This is a genomic window from Enterococcus sp. DIV0802b, from assembly GCF_050543535.1.
GTDB lineage: Bacteria > Bacillota > Bacilli > Lactobacillales > Enterococcaceae > Enterococcus_D > Enterococcus_D entomosocium.
Genome location: NZ_CP172941.1, coordinates 3,352,161 through 3,371,635 on the forward strand (window position 1 = coordinate 3,352,161; position 19,475 = coordinate 3,371,635).

General features: G+C 43.3%; 18 protein-coding genes. 8 read left to right on the forward strand and 10 right to left on the reverse strand.

The genetic code is table 11. The annotated features are described in order from the left end of the window. Positions 1–107: 107 nt before the first annotated feature. Entirely contained in the window at positions 108–743 is a 636-nt protein-coding gene (locus IGJ12_RS15725) for an NAD(P)H-binding protein (RefSeq protein WP_008380239.1), read from the reverse strand. A 600-nt stretch (positions 744–1,343) separates the two neighbouring features. Between IGJ12_RS15725 and IGJ12_RS15730 the strand changes: the two genes are divergently transcribed. The 3 genes from IGJ12_RS15730 to IGJ12_RS15740 all read left to right on the forward strand — a co-directional run bounded on the left by IGJ12_RS15730 (position 1,344) and on the right by IGJ12_RS15740 (position 4,417). Further along, the gene (locus IGJ12_RS15730) at positions 1,344–2,345 is read left to right on the forward strand and encodes a bile acid:sodium symporter family protein (protein WP_008380241.1); all 1,002 of its coding nucleotides are present in this window, start codon (positions 1,344–1,346) and stop codon (positions 2,343–2,345) included. Continuing rightward, complete coding sequence (locus IGJ12_RS15735; RefSeq protein WP_430619184.1) at positions 2,281–3,381, forward strand: iron-containing alcohol dehydrogenase family protein; 1,101 nt, start codon at positions 2,281–2,283, stop codon at positions 3,379–3,381. Before IGJ12_RS15730 ends, IGJ12_RS15735 begins: the two co-directional genes overlap by 65 nt. Positions 3,382–3,667: 286 nt before the next feature. Continuing rightward, entirely contained in the window at positions 3,668–4,417 is a 750-nt protein-coding gene (locus IGJ12_RS15740) for a SagB/ThcOx family dehydrogenase (RefSeq protein ID WP_430619185.1), read from the forward strand. Between the two features lie 141 nt (positions 4,418–4,558). Here IGJ12_RS15740 and IGJ12_RS15745 read toward each other — a convergent pair whose 3' ends face one another. Continuing rightward, positions 4,559–4,996, reverse strand: coding sequence for a MerR family transcriptional regulator (locus IGJ12_RS15745; RefSeq protein ID WP_087664530.1), 438 nt, complete (start codon positions 4,994–4,996; stop codon positions 4,559–4,561). A gap of 164 nt (positions 4,997–5,160) precedes the next feature. Between IGJ12_RS15745 and IGJ12_RS15750 the strand changes: the two genes are divergently transcribed. Together IGJ12_RS15750 and IGJ12_RS15755 are read left to right on the forward strand one after the other, a co-directional pair. Further along, positions 5,161–5,901, forward strand: coding sequence for an SDR family oxidoreductase (locus IGJ12_RS15750; RefSeq protein ID WP_087664529.1), 741 nt, complete (start codon positions 5,161–5,163; stop codon positions 5,899–5,901). Between the two features lie 363 nt (positions 5,902–6,264). After that, positions 6,265–6,471 carry a hypothetical protein gene (locus tag IGJ12_RS15755; protein WP_081119228.1) on the forward strand — a complete coding sequence of 69 codons (207 nt, stop codon included), beginning with the start codon at positions 6,265–6,267 and terminating at the stop codon, positions 6,469–6,471. Positions 6,472–6,541: 70 nt separating this feature from the next. Here the strand turns inward: IGJ12_RS15755 and IGJ12_RS15760 are convergent, their stop codons facing one another. The 5 genes from IGJ12_RS15760 to IGJ12_RS15780 all read right to left on the reverse strand — a co-directional run bounded on the left by IGJ12_RS15760 (position 6,542) and on the right by IGJ12_RS15780 (position 10,714). After that, a complete protein-coding gene (locus IGJ12_RS15760) occupies positions 6,542–7,858 on the reverse strand; it encodes an MATE family efflux transporter (RefSeq protein ID WP_430619186.1) in 1,317 nt (438 codons plus the stop codon). A gap of 331 nt (positions 7,859–8,189) precedes the next feature. Beyond that, complete coding sequence (locus tag IGJ12_RS15765; RefSeq protein ID WP_005230585.1) at positions 8,190–8,450, reverse strand: metal-sensitive transcriptional regulator; 261 nt, start codon at positions 8,448–8,450, stop codon at positions 8,190–8,192. Next, on the reverse strand, positions 8,447–8,746 hold the full coding sequence (locus IGJ12_RS15770) for a rhodanese-like domain-containing protein (RefSeq protein ID WP_086316652.1): 300 nt from the start codon (positions 8,744–8,746) through the stop codon (positions 8,447–8,449). The genes IGJ12_RS15765 and IGJ12_RS15770 overlap by 4 nt, the downstream gene beginning before the upstream one ends. Then, the gene (locus IGJ12_RS15775; protein WP_430619187.1) at positions 8,739–10,397 is read right to left on the reverse strand and encodes an FAD-dependent oxidoreductase; all 1,659 of its coding nucleotides are present in this window, start codon (positions 10,395–10,397) and stop codon (positions 8,739–8,741) included. Before IGJ12_RS15775 ends, IGJ12_RS15770 begins: the two co-directional genes overlap by 8 nt. Before the next feature lie 2 nt (positions 10,398–10,399). Then, on the reverse strand, positions 10,400–10,714 hold the full coding sequence (locus tag IGJ12_RS15780) for a rhodanese-like domain-containing protein (protein WP_008380263.1): 315 nt from the start codon (positions 10,712–10,714) through the stop codon (positions 10,400–10,402). Positions 10,715–11,138: 424 nt separating this feature from the next. On the opposite strand from IGJ12_RS15780, the gene IGJ12_RS15785 reads away from it, so the two are divergent. Beyond that, positions 11,139–11,612, forward strand: a complete 474-nt coding sequence (locus IGJ12_RS15785; RefSeq protein ID WP_050790978.1) for a DUF3955 domain-containing protein — start codon at positions 11,139–11,141, stop codon at positions 11,610–11,612. Positions 11,613–11,673: 61 nt separating this feature from the next. On the opposite strand, the gene cls is transcribed toward IGJ12_RS15785, so the two are convergent. After that, a complete protein-coding gene (gene cls, locus IGJ12_RS15790) occupies positions 11,674–13,203 on the reverse strand; it encodes a cardiolipin synthase (RefSeq protein ID WP_005233225.1) in 1,530 nt (509 codons plus the stop codon). A gap of 354 nt (positions 13,204–13,557) precedes the next feature. On the opposite strand from cls, the gene IGJ12_RS15795 reads away from it, so the two are divergent. Together IGJ12_RS15795 and IGJ12_RS15800 are read left to right on the forward strand one after the other, a co-directional pair. After that, positions 13,558–14,979 carry a cryptochrome/photolyase family protein gene (locus IGJ12_RS15795; protein WP_430619188.1) on the forward strand — a complete coding sequence of 474 codons (1,422 nt, stop codon included), beginning with the start codon at positions 13,558–13,560 and terminating at the stop codon, positions 14,977–14,979. A 420-nt stretch (positions 14,980–15,399) separates the two neighbouring features. Continuing rightward, complete coding sequence (locus IGJ12_RS15800; RefSeq protein ID WP_034871925.1) at positions 15,400–15,789, forward strand: YxeA family protein; 390 nt, start codon at positions 15,400–15,402, stop codon at positions 15,787–15,789. Between the two features lie 297 nt (positions 15,790–16,086). On the opposite strand, the gene IGJ12_RS15805 is transcribed toward IGJ12_RS15800, so the two are convergent. Both IGJ12_RS15805 and IGJ12_RS15810 read right to left on the reverse strand, forming a co-directional pair. Then, positions 16,087–17,535 (reverse strand): helix-turn-helix domain-containing protein, encoded by a 1,449-nt coding sequence (locus tag IGJ12_RS15805; protein ID WP_101699455.1) that lies wholly within the window; start codon positions 17,533–17,535, stop codon positions 16,087–16,089. A gap of 536 nt (positions 17,536–18,071) precedes the next feature. Continuing rightward, entirely contained in the window at positions 18,072–19,466 is a 1,395-nt protein-coding gene (locus IGJ12_RS15810) for a glutamate decarboxylase (protein WP_430619189.1), read from the reverse strand. Positions 19,467–19,475: the final 9 nt, after the last annotated feature.

A 19,475-nucleotide genomic window follows, 5' to 3' on the forward strand; every position in this document is an offset into this window, starting at 1 on the left:
TAGCAATGAAGAGGCATCTCAAAGTTTTTACGAAAAAAAGCCGCACGACAACGATTCGCTGCCGTGCAGTTCCTTCAGTACATTCTCTTCAAGCCCAAAGGCACGCCTTAAAGCTGATCCAGTGCCTCGCTGATCGGTGTTTCTCCTGCTTGGACTTTGATGACTTTTTGATAAGTTGCTGGACGTTCCAGCATTTCACCTAACAAGACGGCGACATCCTCGATCGGGATCGCACCAGAGGTCGTTTCACTGATCTCGATCAAACTAGATCCTGGTGTTTCTTTCAACGCACCCGGCTGCAAAATCGTATAGTCTAGTGCGGTATTGTCGATCAGCCAGCGATCAGAGAAAAATTTGGCGATCGTGTAATCCATCAATGACGCCATGCCTTCCCTTTGCCACTGTTCAGGTTCTAAGGCATAGGCTGAGCTAAGGTGGATGTAGCGCTTGATTCCTTTTGATTCAGCGGCTTGCATCACTTTGACCGCACCATACAGATCAGATTGCAGCAAGTCTTTGCCTCGGGAACCCGCCACGAAGTATACCGCTTCCGCATCTGCGAATTTGGCCGCCATCTCTTCCGGTTCCGTGTGTAAATCAAAGAACACGGGCTTGATATTCTCCGTTTCTGTGATTTTCTCACTGCTGCGCGCACCAGCATAAACGATGTGTCCTTGTTTTTCTAGAAAGGCGATCAATTTTTGGCCCACCCGTCCGGTAGCACCAACGACAAAAATTTTCATTTTCTTTACTCCTCTCGATTCTTTTTCCAACTCTTGCTAGTATCATCGTAGGACAAAAACTTAGATCCAACAACTATTCTGTTTCTAAACGAAGGAGAAAAAGGCACAGCACAAACCAATTCTTGCTATTTTTCCCCATAGAAACTCATGTTTTTAAAAAAACACCCAAAAAAATGAAAAAAATTTTCTCAAACGATTGACAAAGCCTTGACTCTTTTGTAGACTAGGTAGAAATAATTTAAATATTTAGAAAATTCCAAATAAAGAAAAGGACGGTGGCGTATATGACCCGCACCAATGTTAGCAAACGAATTATTTTATTATTATAGTCGGGACTGTTTGATTTTATACATTCAAAGAGTCCCTATTCACATTGCATCCAAAAAGAAGATCAGCTTCTTGAGATGGAGTGTTTTTTTATACCCATTTTCAAGGAAGCGGCCTTTTGCAAGCTGACACATTGATGTCAGATAGATCCGAAAACGCTCGTTGAACAACTGCTGCCGATTCCCCACGGTTATGCACTGCACTTATTCTAAAGACCCCTTCTGTTTGAACACTTGATTGGTCATGCAGAAAAAGGAAGGATGATTTTTTCTTATGAAAACCGTCAACACGATCGCTGCTTTTGTAAACAAGTATTTGATCTATATCATGATTTTATTGATGATCGTCTCTTATTTTTTCCCGCAACCCTTCTTATGGATTCCGCCTCGTACAACGATTCTTCTGAGCATCATCATGTTTTGTATGGGGATGACTTTAAACGTTGCTGCTTTTAAAATGGTCGTCTTACAGCCTAAAGCATTCATCTTAGGAGTGCTTTTCCAGTTCACCATCAGTCCTTTGGTGGCTTACGGCTTAGCGCAGCTGTTTGGTCTTTCTTCCGGTTTGATCATCGGGTTTGTCCTACTAGGTTGCGTTTCTGGTGGAACCGCCAGCAATGTCATGACCTTTATCGGCAAAGGCGATGTCGCCCTCACCGTTTCTATGACCACGGTATCGACCTTGTTAGCGACCGTCGTTACACCCTTTTTGGTTTACGTCTTGGCTGGTCAGTATACCGAGATCTCCTTCTGGGAAATGCTCTTGTCTGTCTTGCAGATGGTGCTTTTGCCGATCATTTTAGGGGTGATCGTCCACAAACTCATTGCCAAGCACATCGAGCGATTCCTACAATCATTTGTGTTGATTTCTTCCGTTAGTATCTTATTGATCGTTGCCGGCACTGTCGCTCGCAACGGTGCCGTCATCGTCCAATCTGGCTTGATCGTGATTTTCTTAGTCTTGCTCCATAACTTGATCGGCTACGGTGCAGGCTATGGTCTGAGCCGTGTGATGGGCGTCAGTGCCACCCAAGCCAAATCCATCATGTTTCAATTAGGAATGAAAAATACCGGCCTAGCGATCTCGTTAGCCAATGCCCACTTTGCCGCCATTGCTGCAGCCGTTACCCCTGCCGCAGTCGGCATGGTGATCCATCAAATTACCGGACCAATTTTAGCCAATCTCGTGGCCAAGAAAGAAGGAAAACAGTATGAGTCAAAGTATCTTTTTGCCAAACTACACAATCGGGGCGGACGCCTACGAAAAAGTAAATGACATCGTAAAACCATACGGCACCAATGCCGTGATCATCGGCGGAAAAACCGCCCTTGAAAAAGCCGAAGACAAGATCAAAGCCGGTTTAACGTCAGAAGTCAAAGTGACGGATACCTTGTGGTACGGCGGCAACTCGACCTATGAAAACGTCGATCAGCTGTTAGCCAATCCAAGCGTCCAAGCCGCCGATGTTCTATTCGCCGTTGGCGGCGGCCGCGTTTGCGATACCGTCAAAGTGGTTGGAGAAAAAGCAGGCAAACCAGTCTTCACCTTTCCAACGATCGGCTCCAACTGCTCACCAGTCACCGCGGTCTGTGTCATCTATAAAGAAAACGGCGAGATGCAAGGGCTGTTTTTCCCTTCGCAACCACCGACCCATGCCTTTATCGACAGTGAGATCATCGCCCAGGCCCCCGATAAGTACTTATGGGCAGGAATCGGCGATGCCCTCTCCAAAGAGATCGAATCGACGTTTTCAGCGCGGGGCGATGAGTTAGACTACACCGATGGATTAGGCATCCAAATCGGCAAAATGTGCACGGAACGATTATTGCAATACGGCACACAAGCCTTGAAAGACAGTGCCGCCAATCAGCCGTCTTATGCCATTGAGCAAGTCGTCTTGGATATCATCGTGACCACCGGCTTAGTTTCCGTCTTAGTCATCAATGATTACAACTCCGCCCTTGCCCATTCCTTTTACTACGGAACGACCGTTTTGGAAAAAATGGAAGACTATTTACACGGCGCATCCGTTAGTTACGGCGTTTTGGCCTTGTTGCAGCTCGATCAGCAAGATGCCCTCTTCCAGCGCATCTACGCCTTTATGAAGGAAAACAAACTGCCGGTTTGCCTAGCGGATATGGGCCTTAACGACACCAGCGATCTTGAGGCAATCTTAGACAAAGCAATGACCACCAATGACATCGTCCACGTGCCTTATGAGATCACGCGAGAAATGTTCAAACAAGCAATCTTAGACGTAGAAGCCTATCATGCCAAACAAAACCAAGCAGCATTGGCAGCTGCGAATTAAATGAACCCCTCCAGCAACGAATTGCTGGAGGGGTTTTGTATGGCATTTTTCCTCTTGCGTTTGATTGCAATCGGTTTGGATTTTATAAAAATATTCTTAGCAAGTTAATACGATACTACTCATTATCTAGGTCTTTAGAAAATATTAAAAAGCACAATCAGCCTATGATACGACTGAGAGACTGCTTACCTCCCTAATTATCTACTTGTGAATAAAAGCGCATGAAAAAGCAATCCTTGTTATACTTATAAATAACACGAAGTCCTTAGGAAAAGGAGGAACCCTCATGACCCGTTACCAACGATTTCGCTTTGCTCATTTAGGCGCTCTTTGGATGCTAGGCTTACTCCTCACTGGCTGCAGTGCGGATACAGCACCGATTGAAGAACAACCGACTACCAACACCGCCACTTCTTCTGAACCTGCGGTTTCCTATGAAACCTTTCCACTGCCGCAACCGATCTTAGACGGGGAAACCAGTGTGGCGGAAGCTCTCTTCGAGCGGCGCTCGCAACGAGATTTTCAAGACACTGAGCTAACACAAGAACAGCTGGCACAGCTTTTATGGGCCGCTGCCGGTGTCACTACAGAAGATGGTCGCCGGACAGCGCCTTCGGCTGGTGCCTTGTATCCCTTAGACCTCTATGTCGTGGTCACACAGGTAACGGGGCTTGAGCCAGGGCTTTATCTGTATCAACCTGAGCAACATGCCTTAGAAAAAATCCTTGCTGGTGATTTTCGGACCTCATTGGCGGAAGGTTCGTTGGATCAGCAAGCGATCCAACAGGCACCTGCCACATTGCTTTATACAGTGGTTTATGAACGACTGATTGAGCGCTATGGGGACCGAGGAATCGAACGCTATGCCTATATCGAAGTCGGTCATTCCGCCCAAAACGTCCTTTTACAAGCCCAAGCGTTAGGCTTAGGCGCTGTGCCGATCGGCGCCTTCACGGATCATGAACTCAAAGAATTATTACAACTGCCGACGGAAAATGAACCCCGCTATTTGATTCCAGTGGGGGTTATTGAGTAGCGCTACTGAATAACAGAGCCCATTTTCGTGGGATTGTCAGTCTTTCATTAGAAAACGGCGACTGGCAAGGTTGATTTTCCCAGCAAAACCAGTAGAATTGAAAAACCACCTGCAAAAACAGCAGGTGGTTTTCCTCTTTGCTTACAGCTTGTATGCTCGGACTTCTTCTGGTATTTCTTCTAGCGGTAGCTCTTTTACTACCGCTTCGGTGCCTGCTTTCATCGCCGTATCGTAGTACCAGCATTTGTATTTGATCGTATTCATCGTTTCTTGCAAGGCTGCCATTTGCTTGGTGACTTCTTCCAAACGTTCATGAAACAGCTGCTGCCGTTTCTGCAAAGACGCATCGCCTTCTTCGCCCCAATCCAAGAAATTCTTGATGTCTTTGATGGGCATGCCGGTATTCTTCAAACAATCGATCACTTTGATCGTCGCCACTTCTTTTTCTGAAAACACCCGAATGCCGCCATTGCTTCGGGCCATATTCGGAAACATTCCTTCTCGATCGTAGTAACGTAGTGTCGAGATGGGGATGTTAGTCGTTTTTGATACTTCACCAATCGAGTAACTCACTTGCATCGCTCCTAAAAAAGTTTTGTTTATCGCTTGACCTAAACCTAACTTCAGGTTCTACAATTAAAATACACCGCAAGCACTGTACTGTCAATCACCCGTCATCTCGCAGGTTTGGGTTTGGCAGCAGCAGGATTCGATGAAAAAATCATTCACTGGAGGAAAGACAAATGACAGAAATCAAAGAAAAAGTTATCGTAATTATGGGAGCCTCTTCAGGAATTGGGGAAGCAACCGCCGTTAAGCTAGCCGAACAAGGGGCAAAAGTAGTAATCGCCGCCCGCCGCGAAGAGCGCATCAAAGCACTGGCTGAACAACTAGGAGAAAATGTCTTGTATCAAACAGCCGATGTCACGAATCGCGAACAAGTCCAACAAGTCATTGATTTAGCCATGACCTCCTTTGGTCGGATTGATGTCCTTTTCAATAATGCTGGTATCATGCCTCAAGGAAACTTAGCAGAGTTGAACTATGACAGCTGGCAAAAAATGCTGGATATCAATATCATGGGGGTATTGAACGGGATCGGCGCTGTGCTGCCCATCATGCAAAAACAACAAGATGGCTTGATCATCGCCACTGACTCAGTTGCTGGACATGTCATTTACCCGGGATCTGCCGTGTACAACGGGACAAAGTTTGCGGTTCGTGCAATCATGGAAGGCTTGCGCCAAGAAGAACGTGAACATGGCATTCGCTCCACCATCGTCTCTCCGGGAATGGTCTCCACGGAATTGTTTGAAACCGTCGGCAATGCTCAACTAGAAGCAGCCTTGAAAGAAACCTCTCGCGTAGAAGGCAACAGCCTAACGCCAGAAGATGTAGCAAATGCAGTGGTTTATGCCATTCAACAGCCCAAACATGTGGCGATCAGCGAAGTCTTGCTGCGCCCAGCAAAACAAACCGTTTAAGCTATTTCTACTAGCCCGTCAAACCTGCTATCCGCCTGAGGCGATCGCAGGTTTTTTTGTCGTCAAATCCCGCCGTTCCCCTAGGAAAAATTACTTGTTTTTCTTGTAACACCCGCTTGTCCGAGTAATGTAAACCAATCGTTGCTTTATGTAAACGACTAGGTTCTGTTGCTACGGGGGAAATTTTTTTATACTTAGTACAAAGCTTCCGTATAAAACGACCAATCAGAAACGAACCTACCGTATTTCTCTTATTTATGAATAGCCGAGCATGATTGATATCCCGCCTTCACCGTTGACTTGCAAGTATTATTAGCTGTCCTCTTTTAGTACTTGCTTTTTATAAAAGAATGGAGTGAGTGTATGAATGTGAAACAGCTGCTCGTCATTGCCGAGCAACGAAGAAATATCACGAATCAGAAATTGACCTATGCAGAAAACTTCTTGGCGGCCGGCTACTCCGCTGCCGAATTGCTGGCAGACGAAACCTTTCTCGAATTAGAGCGAAGGGAAACCCAACTGATTGCAGAACGCAACGCTATCTTTTACGAAGAAGTCACCCACAATTAATCTCCCCTGTCCAATTGTAGGCGACGAAAAAGCGAAGGATCAGCAGCACCTTCGCTTTTTTCTATCCCCCTCAAAGGCGTCCTTTGCCCTGAGGATAACGCTGCTTGATCGTCCAATAAAACAGCCCTGCAAAGAAACTGACGAGAATCAGGAAATTCAAGCCGTATAGACAGTAGAGGAAGAAAAAGTTCAGCTGCCCACTGCTCCAAAAGCCCGTGATTCCCATTAAAACCAGACTGTTGACGCATCCTGTCAACAGACAAACCATGCGACTGCACTCCAAACTTTGTAATAAGTATTTTGTGATTTCATATAACGGACTGACGAGCATTATCCCCAGCATGATTGGCAAAATAGCTGGCAACAAGTCTAAAACAGCGACATCTGTAGTAAACAACTGGAAAAAAGCAGAACGAAAGCCCCAGATCAGACTGGCGATTCCAACATAAGCCACGAAAGAAGAAGCGAAGGCACTTTTTCCCACTGCTAAAATCTTCTGACGATTTTTCTGACCATTCGCCTCACTCGCAAAGACGGTCACTGCGTTGCCATACATCAAAGCAGGCAACCGTGCGATCATCAATCCTTGGCTGCCGATCGCATAGGCGGCCAGCGTACTAACACCCAACCGTGAGACGAAAGCTTCAAAAGCAATAATAAAGACTAAGCCTTCAAAGCATTCCTGAATCATTAAGGGGATCGATTTTTTCAATAAAAAGGCGCGTTTTCGTGGTCTTTGTTTTAGCCCTCTTGCTAGACTTTCTCTTAAAAGAACCCCATAAATTCCCAGCAAGCACAAAGTCGCAAGCATATTTGCGATGCCACTGCCTAAGACCCCCATGGCGGGAAAACCGAGATTGCCGTTGATCAATAAATAGCTAAGCAACACCTGTACCAACGCACTAATGATCGAAACACCGAGGATGTAGTTCGTTTTCTTTTCAATTTTTAAAAGACTAGTAAAAACAAACGTGACTAACGTAAGTAAAATATAGGGGGACATGATTGCAAGATACAACGTCGCAGTTCCTAGCAGCTCCCCGCTAAATCCGTAAACAAGCTGTAAAATGTCTCGTCCAAAAAGCAGGAAAATCAGCAAAAAGCTCACACCGATCGCGACTACTAGAAAAAGAACCGACGACAGATAATCATTTAACTGCGCCTCTTCTCTTTGCCCGACTGCCTTTGCGCCATAAATATTAAAAGCCAGCCCAATCGCACCTAAGATACCCGCAAAAGCATAGAGAAACCCGTCGATCAGTGCGATCGCCGCCAGCGCTTCCGTGGATCTTCTTGAAATAATCGCTAATGAAACTTGTGCAATAATGATTTGAAACAAATTGGAAGCAATCAAAGGCAATGTAAAAGACTGTATTTTTTTGTTCAAGAAGCTCTCCTCTCTCCTTCGCCATAACTGCGCAACGCCCACCCGCTAATTGTGATTCACATCACAATATAAGCGATCGTTAATAGTCGCAAATACTCAACGACCCATCAGGCGTTTTGACGTTTCTCCCTCCATTTAACCATACAGCCTTCTCGGTGTATATTCCTTCATAATTAAAAAACAAAACATACCGACAATCTCCGCTTGTTTCCTCTATTGGTGTCGACAAGCAATCACTGATGAAGAATAAAAAGGTTCAGAAGAACATACTGCTCTTCTGAACCTTTTCTATGGGATGATAAAAAACGCGACAAACCTTTCAAAAATCCCGCTATTTCTTCACGATCAGCTGAACGGCTTGATCGATTTTCTGCTTTTGGGTTTCCGTGTCGCTGTCTGGATTTTCCAAACAATTTTTCAAATTCTCAGCGACAATGATCCCCATAATACGGTTGACGCTGGAACTAACGGCGGACAATTGCGTGATGACATCGACGCATTCTTTCTCGTCTTCGATCATTTTTTGAATCCCCCGCAACTGGCCTTCGGTTCGTTTTAACCGATTCAAAATATCTTTGTTGCATGCGGTCATCGTTTGATTTCTCCTCTCCATGCTGACATGCCGCCGAGGACATTGGTCACTTGAAACCCTTGCTGGTTCAAAAACTCAGACGCCATTTGCGAACGAGCCCCTGAATGACAGATGACATAGTAATTTTTATTCTTCTCTAAGTCGCTGGTTTGTTCCGTCAGCTCGCTCAACGGTAGGTTTTGTGCTGTTTTGATGTGTCCTTGTGCAAACTCATCAACTTCTCTGACATCAAGGATCTCAAGCGCCTCACGTTTTTCTTTTTGGGTAAATTCCTCCATAGATATGGCTTTAATCATGAATAATCATCTCCGGCTTAATAGTATTATACAACGAAAAGGCACCATCGAGGTTTTGACAATTGATGCCCGCTTGTTTTAAGATGCGTTCGGCAATGTAGCTTCTCAATCCGCTATGACACGTAACAACATACGAAACACTTGGATCCAATTCAGACAACCGATCTCTCAATTCATCTAACGGAATGTGGAGCGCCTCTTGAAAACGCCCATTATTGGCTAATTCCATCTCTGAACGAACATCCAACAACTGCTTACCGTTTTCTAAGGCCTCCGTCAATTCGTGCCATTGGATATTCTCACTGATTCCTTCTGCCAGATTGATCGCTGCATAGCCAATCATATTCACTGGATCTTTCGCTGAGCCAAAAGGCGGCGCGTAGGTGAATTCCAGTTCAGGCAAGTCAAAGATCGTTAAGCCACCTTTGATCGCTGTTGCTAAAATATCGATCCGTTTATCGACCCCTTTGGCACCGATGCCTTGCGCACCGTAGATGTTTCCAGTATCAGCATCAAAAATCAATTTCAAATAAATATCCGTCGCATCAGGATAATACCCAGCATGGTCTTTGCCTGAAAGATGAACCACCTGAGGATTTAGCCCCGCCAGTTTGGCGCTGCGCTCACTCAACCCAGTGGACGCTGCGGCAAGATCGAATACGCGCACGATCGCCGTCCCAATACTGCCTTTGTTTTTGCGAGTCAGTCCTCCCAATACATCAGCCACTTGCCGACCTTGGCGATTGGCTGGTGACGCCAAGGAGATCAGCGTGTCTTCGTTAGTGATTTGTTGTTTCACAACGATGGCATCTCCCACCGCGTAAATGTCTTTCTTGCTGGTTTGGTATTGCTCATCTACCAGGATACCCCCCCGGTGTCCTAATTGGATACCGGCACGTTTTGCCAAATCCGTTTCTGGTTGGACACCCACCGAAAGAATCGTGATATCTGAAGCCAGAACCGTTCCATCCTCCAGAACGATTTCTTGCCCTGCTTTTTCAAAAGCGGTCGCTGACTGCGAGGTCAAAACATTGACCCCTTGCTTGATCAATTCATTTTTGACATACGCCGCCATTTCTTCATCCAAAGGTGGCAACACGTGTGGTGCTTTTTCCACGATCGTTACTTGTAGGCCTTTTTTATGTAAATTTTCAGCGACTTCTAACCCAATAAACCCAGCGCCAATGATCGTCGCTTTTTGAGGCTTTTTGTCTTCAAGATGTGCCATGATTTGGTCTAAGTCAGGAACATTGCGCAAAGAAAAGGCGTTGGTTGCTTCTTCTAGCCCTTTGATCGCTGGTACTAGCGGTTTTGCCCCCGGCGATAAAATCAACGCATCATAAGATTCCGTGAAGACCTGTTCGCCATGTTTGACCGTGACCGTTTTCTCCTGCGGATCGATCGCCAGTACCTCATGAAAAGGCCGCACATCTAGGTTAAACCGTTTTTTTAATGCCTCAGGTGTTTGGACCAATAAGGCGTCTCGCTCTTCGATCTCACCAGAAATGGCATACGGCAGTCCACAATTCGCAAAAGAGACAAAAGGACCTTTTTCAAAAATAATGATCTCCGCTACTTCTTTAAGCCGACGTAAGCGCGTTGCTGCCGACATTCCTCCTGCTACCCCACCGACAATAACTATTTTTTCCATCGTTACTTTCCTCCTTTGGTTGTTCCCCGCCATTGATTCATGCCACCGCGAACATTGACCACATCAAACCCCTTTTTATTTAGGATTTTGGCTGCTTGTTTGCTTCGCATCCCTGATTGGCAAATGACTGCCAGTTTCTTGTCACCTTTTTGAGTGAAGCCCGCAATCTTGTTTAACGGTACATTTTTGGCGTAGGCAATGTGCCCGCTACGGTACTCCGCCGGCGTGCGAACATCCAGAACCGTCCATTCTTTGGCTCCTTCTTTTTGTAAATCTGCTGTTGACATACTTGGTATGCGTTTAAATAATGAAAACATTTCTTGCTCCTTTCTTATACCCCTCTGGGTATATTAAACAAGATGTTTCCCTTTTTGTCAACTAAGTGATTTTCTTTAAGAAAAGAAACTCGCTGTTGCGTTGCTCCCCACTCGATAAACTGTCATGTATCGAACATGTACCAATCAAGCAAGAGAAAAAACGAGCCACATATTTCCTTCCCCTTAGCCTCAGTGCTATAATAAACAAAATGATATGCAGTAAAAATAACATGCTTCAAGGTCACTTTGTCACAGACGTTTTTCACGACCTCAGAATGAAAACGATGCTCCTCTCAAAAAAACAGCAGATAAAAAACGACGCAAGCACCACTTTCCCTTGATTTATCAAGAAGCAAGCCCTGCTTTCTTGGAAACAACGCGGGTTTCGACTATGCTTAAGTCACATCAGCGAAAGGAAAAAAAGATGGAATTTGGCGAAAAAATCAAAGAAGTACGCACAAGAAATAACTTGACCCAAGAACAATTTGCCACTCAACTACACGTGACGAGACAAGCCGTTTCGAACTGGGAAAACAATCGCAATCTACCAGATTTAGAAATGTTGATTGCCATCGCCACGATTTTTCAACTCTCGCTTGATGAATTGATTTTAGGAGGAACTCAAGTGAACAAGATCACTGAAAAACTAATCAAAGACGGCAGCGAGACCCGACGCGCCAAACTCAATTTGATCACGACCTTGATCGGAACATTTTTACTACTATTCGGCTTTGCCTGCTTCTTCATCAAAGCAAGCTCCGTGGAATACATCGATCAATCCGGCATTTTACATGAAAATTTCTATCTAATCCCCGTAGGATTTTTGTTCCTATTGGCTAGTTTCGTAGTATTTGTGGGAACCGGGATCAATTATTTTCGAGCTGCTAGAAGAAAATGACGCGAAAAAACTCGATTCCAATTGATGGAATCGAGTTTTTTCTTTTGTTCACTATCTTCCTTCAAAGAATCGGAACAAACAAGCCACTGATTTTTTCTTTTGTTTTCGTCAAAAGGCTTCTGGCTTGCCATTCTTCTTTTTCTACTAATTTTGCATGAGCTAAGTCTTCCATAAATTGCTGATTTAACTCTGTGATTATTTTCGACGGCCCATAGATGAACATAGATAACTCATGGTTAAGGTAAAAACTACGAATATCAAAATTTGTTGACCCGATCGTTGCAGCAAACTCATCGACGATCATATATTTACAGTGAATAAAAGCAGTCTCATCATAGGTGTAGACTTCGACGCCGGCAGATAATAATTCATCAATAAACGAATTCGTGCCATGAAAAGAAATTCCTCGATCCCCTTTTCCCGGCACAATCAATTGCACGTTGATCCCACACCGTGCTGCTCTTCTAAGCGCACCTAAACTTTCTTCATCAGGAATAAAGTAAGGCATTGCGATCTTAATCGAATCCGTTGCCTTTCCAATGAGGTCATTAAAGGAATCCTTAATGATTCGCTCGCTATCATAGGGTCCGCCGTAGATTACCTGAACGATTTCCGAACCGCTTTGAACGTCGGTCTTCAACGGAAAATACGTAGCTGTCTGTGTCAAAAAATGAGTGACCGTTTCTTCCGTTTCATCAAGAAAGAGCCAATCATAAATAAAGCACTCTTGTACTTCTAGAACAGCAGGTCCTTCTATCCGGATGTTTGTGTCTCGCCAATAAGAAAACTTACTGCCTCGCCCACTATATTCATTTCCAATATTCATGCCTCCTGTATGTGCAATCTCACCATCAATAACGACCATTTTACGGTGATTGCGCCAGTTCGCTTTATTACTTAGCCAAGGCGAGTTCAACAAATCATACGTGCGTACCTCTACCCCATTCTTTCTCATCAATAATAATAATTGATTAGGAAAGGCGATCGACCCCACGCTATCGTACATAAACCGAACTTCCACCCCTTGTTTGGCCTTTTCGACCAGAACATTTGTCAGCTCCTCCCCTGTTTCATCCCCTTTAACGATATAAAAAAACACATGCACATGATGCTTGGCTTTCTTGATATCTTCTAGCAAAGAAGCGAACGCCTCAGCGCCTTCATTTAATACAGTCAGATGATTATTGATTGTGGGATATTTGCCTGAAAGATGAAAAATCTCAGTGGAGAGATCATGTTTCCCATGAATGACCTCTGAATGTTCTTGCAAAATAGCCGAAACCGTTCGCTGCACTTCCCGTTCATTTTGTATCTGCTGTTTGGGCAACTTCCTTAATCGAGGTTCACGACCAATTAAATAATACAACATGACTCCTACAATCGGTAAAAACAATAAAGCTAAGATCCAAGCAATCTTCGAAGTTCCATCCCTTTGATCAAAAACCACTAAGTAGCCACAAAGAAGAATCGCCAAAATTTCAATGGCCTGCCAAGCATAAATCATCTGATTTAAAAAGAGAATTAATCCAACCGTCACAAGTATCAGTAAAAGCGTTAAAATTTTGTATTGCTGTAATTTGTTTTTGATCATCCTTCACTCCATCCAAATATGCGCTTATTAATAAACGCTAAAGTAAAAAGCCTCACTATATACTATGATTATATACGTTCTCGTTACGCAAATGTAACTCATTTCATCCCCTACTACTCATTTTTTACCTATTATTTATTAAGAAGAGACGATTTGCAGAAACGAAACGGTAAATGACAAGCGCCTATTCAAATCGGTGTACCAATTAAAACAAACCCTGTAAGCATCCCTCGACTTGCTGAAACAGCAATTTTCCTTACGCAAACGCCAAATTTGAATAAATCCCATCTTTCCTTTACTATAAACGAAATCCGATCGTTTTTTTAGCACGGTTATACTATCAAGGAGGTTGTTATGGCAATTCATGTGATGTGGTTTAGAAAGGATCTGCGCTTAGAGGACAATACGGCGCTTACTGAGGCACTTTTGTCTCTTCAAGCAAACGACCAATTGTTGTGTGTGTTTCATCTCAATGAAAAGCAGTTTCTCCCCGATGCACCAAGCCATGATTACTTTTTTAGCGCGGTTGCTCACTTTATCGAGGCTGCCAAAAAGCAAAATCTGACGATCCACCTCTTGACGGGAACGTTGACAGAAGCCTTTGATCAGTTGTTCGCTCACTATCCAGAATGGAGCCAACTGTACTTCAACTTTGATAACCGTGGATTTGGTCGTAAACGCGACCTCTATATAAAAGAATTGGTCGAGAAAAAAGGCGTCACTGTCCATTTCTTTGAAGAACATCATCTGCACCAACCAACGGAAGTCACCAAAGAGGATGGGACATACTACAAAAAATTTACGCCCTATTATAAGAAATGGATCCAGCTGCCCAAACCGGTGTATCAAAAGCAGGCCCTTGATTTTGAAAAAGCCGTTGATTTTGATGATGCATCTCACTTTAAAGCGGGGACAGCGTTGCTTGCTAAGCTACTAAAAAATAGAAAGACCGATTTTTCAACGATCGTTGGGGAAGACTATGCGCATAAACAATTGCAGGCCTTTGTGCAAAAGCGTTTGGCCGCCTATGAAAAAGACCGTGATCTCCCTTCGATCAAAGGAACCAGCCGCCTGTCCCCTTTCTTGTCTTTTGGACAAATCTCTATTCGGAAGGTTTGGGCCGCTTGCCAAGGAATGCCACCCAGCACTGGCAAAGCGACCTTTTTAAAAGAACTGGCTTGGCGAGATTTTTATCATATGATCTACTTCACTCATCCGGAGCAAAAAAACTATGAACTCATTGAGAAATATCGAAACATGGATTGGCAAAAGGATGAAGAGGCGTTTAACAAATGGCAAGCAGGACAAACCGGCTATCCGATCATTGATGCCGCGATGCGGCAGCTGAATCAAACCGGTTGGATGCATAACCGTCTACGGATGATCGTCGCTTCCTTTCTAACCAAAGATCTATTGATCGATTGGCGGCAAGGAGAAGCCTATTTTGCTCGACAATTGATCGACTACGACGCTGCCAGCAATATCGGCGGCTGGCAGTGGGCAGCTTCGACCGGCACCGATGCCGTTCCTTACTTTCGAATTTTCAACCCCATCACTCAGGGGAAAAAATTCGACAAAGAGGGGACGTTTATCAAACAATTTGTTCCCGAACTCGCCCAGTTGCCGCTAAAATTCATCCACGAACCTTACCTGATGACTGACGAAGAACAAGCCGACCTAAAGGTAGTTTTAGGCACCAACTATCCGTTGCCTATAGTTGATCACAACGAAGCCAGAAAAAGAGCCCTCGATTTGTATAGTAAAATCGAGCCGTAAGCAGCTGTGATGGCCTGCTCTCAAACATTTTCGGTAGAAAAAAACCAGCAAAGACGGGCTCTTACGGAGCGTCTTTGCTGGTTTTTTATTAAACTGGTGCGCCGTTTTTCACCTTTCTATAGTGAAAAAACAAACGGCTCACCTCATCAAGTAGTCAGTTGTTGTGCGTACAAAAAAGGTCATACTACTTGCTATGTTTTTTTATTAAGGTCTTGTCGCCTGATTCCGCACTTATTTCTAGTCACTCTAAGCAACAATCCCCTGACGATTTATAGATAGAACCCTTTATTAGCGGCGTTCCCCACTTTTCCACGACTGGCTAGTAACATTTCTCCTTGCAAAACTGTTCGTCTGATGAAAGGTCATCTATAGAACCATTCTGTTATAATAGCTCCATATTTGAGGATAAGGATGGTTTATATGAAAAAAATAATCGGATTCGTCTTAGTCGTACTTTTAGGGTTTGCCGGATACAAAGGCTATGAATATTATCAATCCACCTACTCAGGACAAACAGCTTACGCGTATGTCCCATCTGAGATTCCCCCTAAGGTAGAACATGAAAGTAAAAGCGGCATCGGCGACCAGTCACCTTGGTATTCTTACGATTACACATTAAACTTTGTAAAAGAAGATGGCAGCACACAAACACTCGAGGTTTCATTATCAGAAGATAACGCAAAACCCTTAACCCCAAATTCTTATGTAAAAGCGGTGATCAGTGAAAAGCGCACAATAAAAGGCCCGAATAGCGTTGAAAAAGATGCAATTCCCAAAAAGGTTCTAGAAAAATTAGAAAATCAGAACTAACGATTGCAGACTCACATCATTATGTGGGTCTTTTTTTTACATCCTTCCAAAACCAGCATTTTGAATCCCTTCTGTTATTTTCACGCTTGATGTCTTCTGCTCTGTTGCGATACGTTATACAAGGATACTGGACACATTATCTAGCAGAAAGCTGCTTGACTGATCCCTGTTTTCATTCCGTCATCAATGATAAGAGCAATTCAAGCGCCTTTTCCTTTCCCTACTTCGCAGATAATTGAAAAAGCAGCGAATCACCTATCCGTTGACTCGCTGCTTTTTTAACTAACAAGTGATGGCTCACACCACAAAAGAATGATACTTAGAATAAGCAATTTGATCGACGATCGCAGAAACCTGATTGACATCTAAATCGGCACCAATGGCGGTCACTTGATAAAATTGGTCATAATTGTTCCCTAATTGGGGGAGATTGGCATTGGAAATCAACAAGTCAAATGTCTCGTCCGGAGTATAGGGTAAAACAACAACATTTTGCTTGCCTTTTAGTTCATTTTTTAACAAGTAAATCGAAGCATCCGCCAAAAGACTAGAGCACATATTTAAGACCCCGATCCGTACCCGATATTCTTCTTTAGGCGATAACATATAAATTAAAAAGACTAGGCGTTTCTTGAGATAGTTGAGTTTCGTGGGCGTAAACAAGTTGGTCGGTGCAATAATGTGTTCCAGAATGTCTGAGATCACTTGATCTCGCAAGGAATTGTGAAACATTTTGTGGTAATAATTTAGCGTGACTCGATCGATGGAATAATTCACTCCATGAAAGTAATAAACTTGTGCGATTAAGGAAAAGACATTGGCTTTGATATCGATCGTCGTATGCGAGGCATCAAGACGATAAATGGACTGGATTGCTGCCATGACTTCATCGGTGATCTCAAAGACGGGATTTTTATTAGTGTACAGTCCTAAGCGAAGTTCCTCGTAAGGAATCCCGCCCACCGTAATGAGGAAGAGACAGATAAAGAATGGCACGATCTTCGCTTCATCTACTGAGCAGATACATTTTTTAGAAGCATAGATCTGTCGAATAAAGTGACAGAGGGGCATCTCTTGGCAACGCTCAATTTTGGTTTGTTCTTCCGGACTTAAACTTCCCAAGGTCGTGTGAGACGTGACTTTTTTCATAATCACAAACAACCAGATCTTCAGCTGCTTTTGTTGGGCAATCGATAAGGTTATTTTTTTCGCTAACTCCGCAACCAGGTCATCGATCAAAACAGAATCGATCGTTGTTGCACCCATTTTGAAAAAATTATAGTAAAAATAAATGCGTTGTGTCATCGTTCCAACTAGTTTTTTGTTTCTGATCTTTAATTCAAAATGCTGCAACAACTGATTGCACTCAGCAATCAATCGATTGAGGGTCCCCACACTTATGTTTAATTCATCAGCCAAGACGAAGGCATCATAGCCTGCATGTTGAAACAAATAATGGATGATTTGATATTTAGCAGATTTTTTCAATAGCGTGTCGGTCAAATCATCCAGTGAGACACTATCGGTTACTTGCAGTTCCAACGTATAACGATTGATGATAAATGAGACCTTCTCATTTTTTAGTTGCCGTTGAAGGCTCTCTGATAATTTCGTCAAGGTCGGCATCGTAATATCTAATTCCCGACACGCATCACTTTTTTTGATATGACCGGTCGATAAATACAAAAATTTGAGCAAGATATACTCTAATTTTAAGTCCTTATCCAGTAAGTCTTCTTTATACATGACTGTTTTTCCTCCAGTGTAAATCTATATTCATTCAGAATAGTTACAACCAATTTACAGAAAAAGATAGCAGTACGTTACTTATGAAACAAACAAGCGCAGTAAAAACAGGCCCTTTCTACACATATTTTTCCTTCACTTACTCCCCAACAAACCATGACTGACAAACAAAAACCCTCGATGCAAGACGAATTTCCCTAAGAATTCCCTCACGACAACGTTCTAAGATTTCCTTTTCGTTTATGTAAAACGTTCTTCTCTAAAAAAATATATTTAGACCATAATAATTAATACTATCACAAGTCAGAAATGTCAATAAATGAAATTATCAAGCACTGTTTTTTTACTTTCTCTTAAAAAACGACACTATCAAGTGCTTACCCGTTCTTATAAACAAAAAAATCAAAGGCAGTCGATGCAACCGCCTTTGATTTTTCTATAAACCAATGTTCATTCAGTCTTGCAAAAAACGTTTCATAAAGGGACTTTTTATTCATTGAAACAAGCAATGAAAGGGTTTCTAGCGATACCGTTTCTTAATGTGAAAAGCCATAGGTTTGATCGGATGAAACATGACGGCTTGGTCGCTTGTTCAAGCGCTCGATTCCTTCTTTCATGTCTTGCACCAGATCCATTGCCATTTGCATACTTAAATCTGCCCGGCAGACAAAGCGTTGGATATTGATATGTGATAGATTATCAGGTAATGGATAGGTAGGGACTTGCCAACCTTTCATCGCAAATTCATCCGTCAAATCATACAGATTCCAAGAAATATCGGCATCTTCTTTTAATTTGTAGCAGACGATCGGCAACCGTGAACCATCATTATAAATATCGAAGTAACCCATGTTTTCAATCTCTTTTGCTAAATATTGGGCAACATCGCTGGTCTTTTTGTGGATCAAGCTGTAGCCTTCAAACCCATTGCGGATAAAGGTGTAATATTGTCCGATGATTTGGCTAGCGCTTCTTGAAAAGTTGATGGCCATCGTTGGCATTTCACCGCCAAGATAACTTACTTTAAAGACCAACTCTTCTGGTAAGAAATCTTTTTCTTTCCAAAGCACCCAACCGATACCAGGGTAGACTAACCCATATTTATGTCCCGACGTACTGATGGAACGAACGTTTTTCAAACGGAAATCCCATTCAAGTTCTGGTTCCATAAATGGCGTGTACAATCCCCCACTAGCCGCATCCACGTGGATGTAGACTTTGTAGTCGGTGTGTTTGTTGTATTCCTCTAATTTCTTGTCTAGTGCTTTGATATCATCGTATCGTCCAGTGTAAGTGATTCCTAAAATACCAACGACCCCGATCGTATATTCATCTAAATAGTCCGTGACCTTTTCAACATTAATGCTGCCATGTTCTTCATCGATAGGGATCGTTCGCATTTCAATGTCCCAGTAGACACAGAATTTTTCCCAAACGACTTGATAGGCAGAAGAAATCACTAAGTTTGGTTTTTGTTTATTGATATCTAAGCCAAGTTTTTTTGCCCGATTGCGCCAAGCAAATTTTAAGGCCAATCCACCTAGCATACACGCTTCACTTGAGCCTACCGTTGATGTACCGATAAAATCGGACGCTTCTGGGGCATGCCATAAATCAGCGATCATATTGACACAGCGGTTTTCAATTTCTGCTGTCCGTGGGTACTCGGTTTTATCGATGGCGTTTTTATCAAGGGTTTCACTCATAATTTTGACTGCTTCTGGTTCCATGTAGGTTTGACAGAACGTCGCCAAATTTTGTCTTGAGACCCCTTCATCGATCAATTGATCTTTGACTAATTCATAGGCATCCCGCGGTACCAAGGACTCTTTTGGTAATTTGTACATAGGGATCGCTTGATCCATTGCCTCATTCCCATAGATAGGCTCCAAATATTGGGCTTCTTTTCGATTTTTTTTACTAAATAACATGCAGCTCTC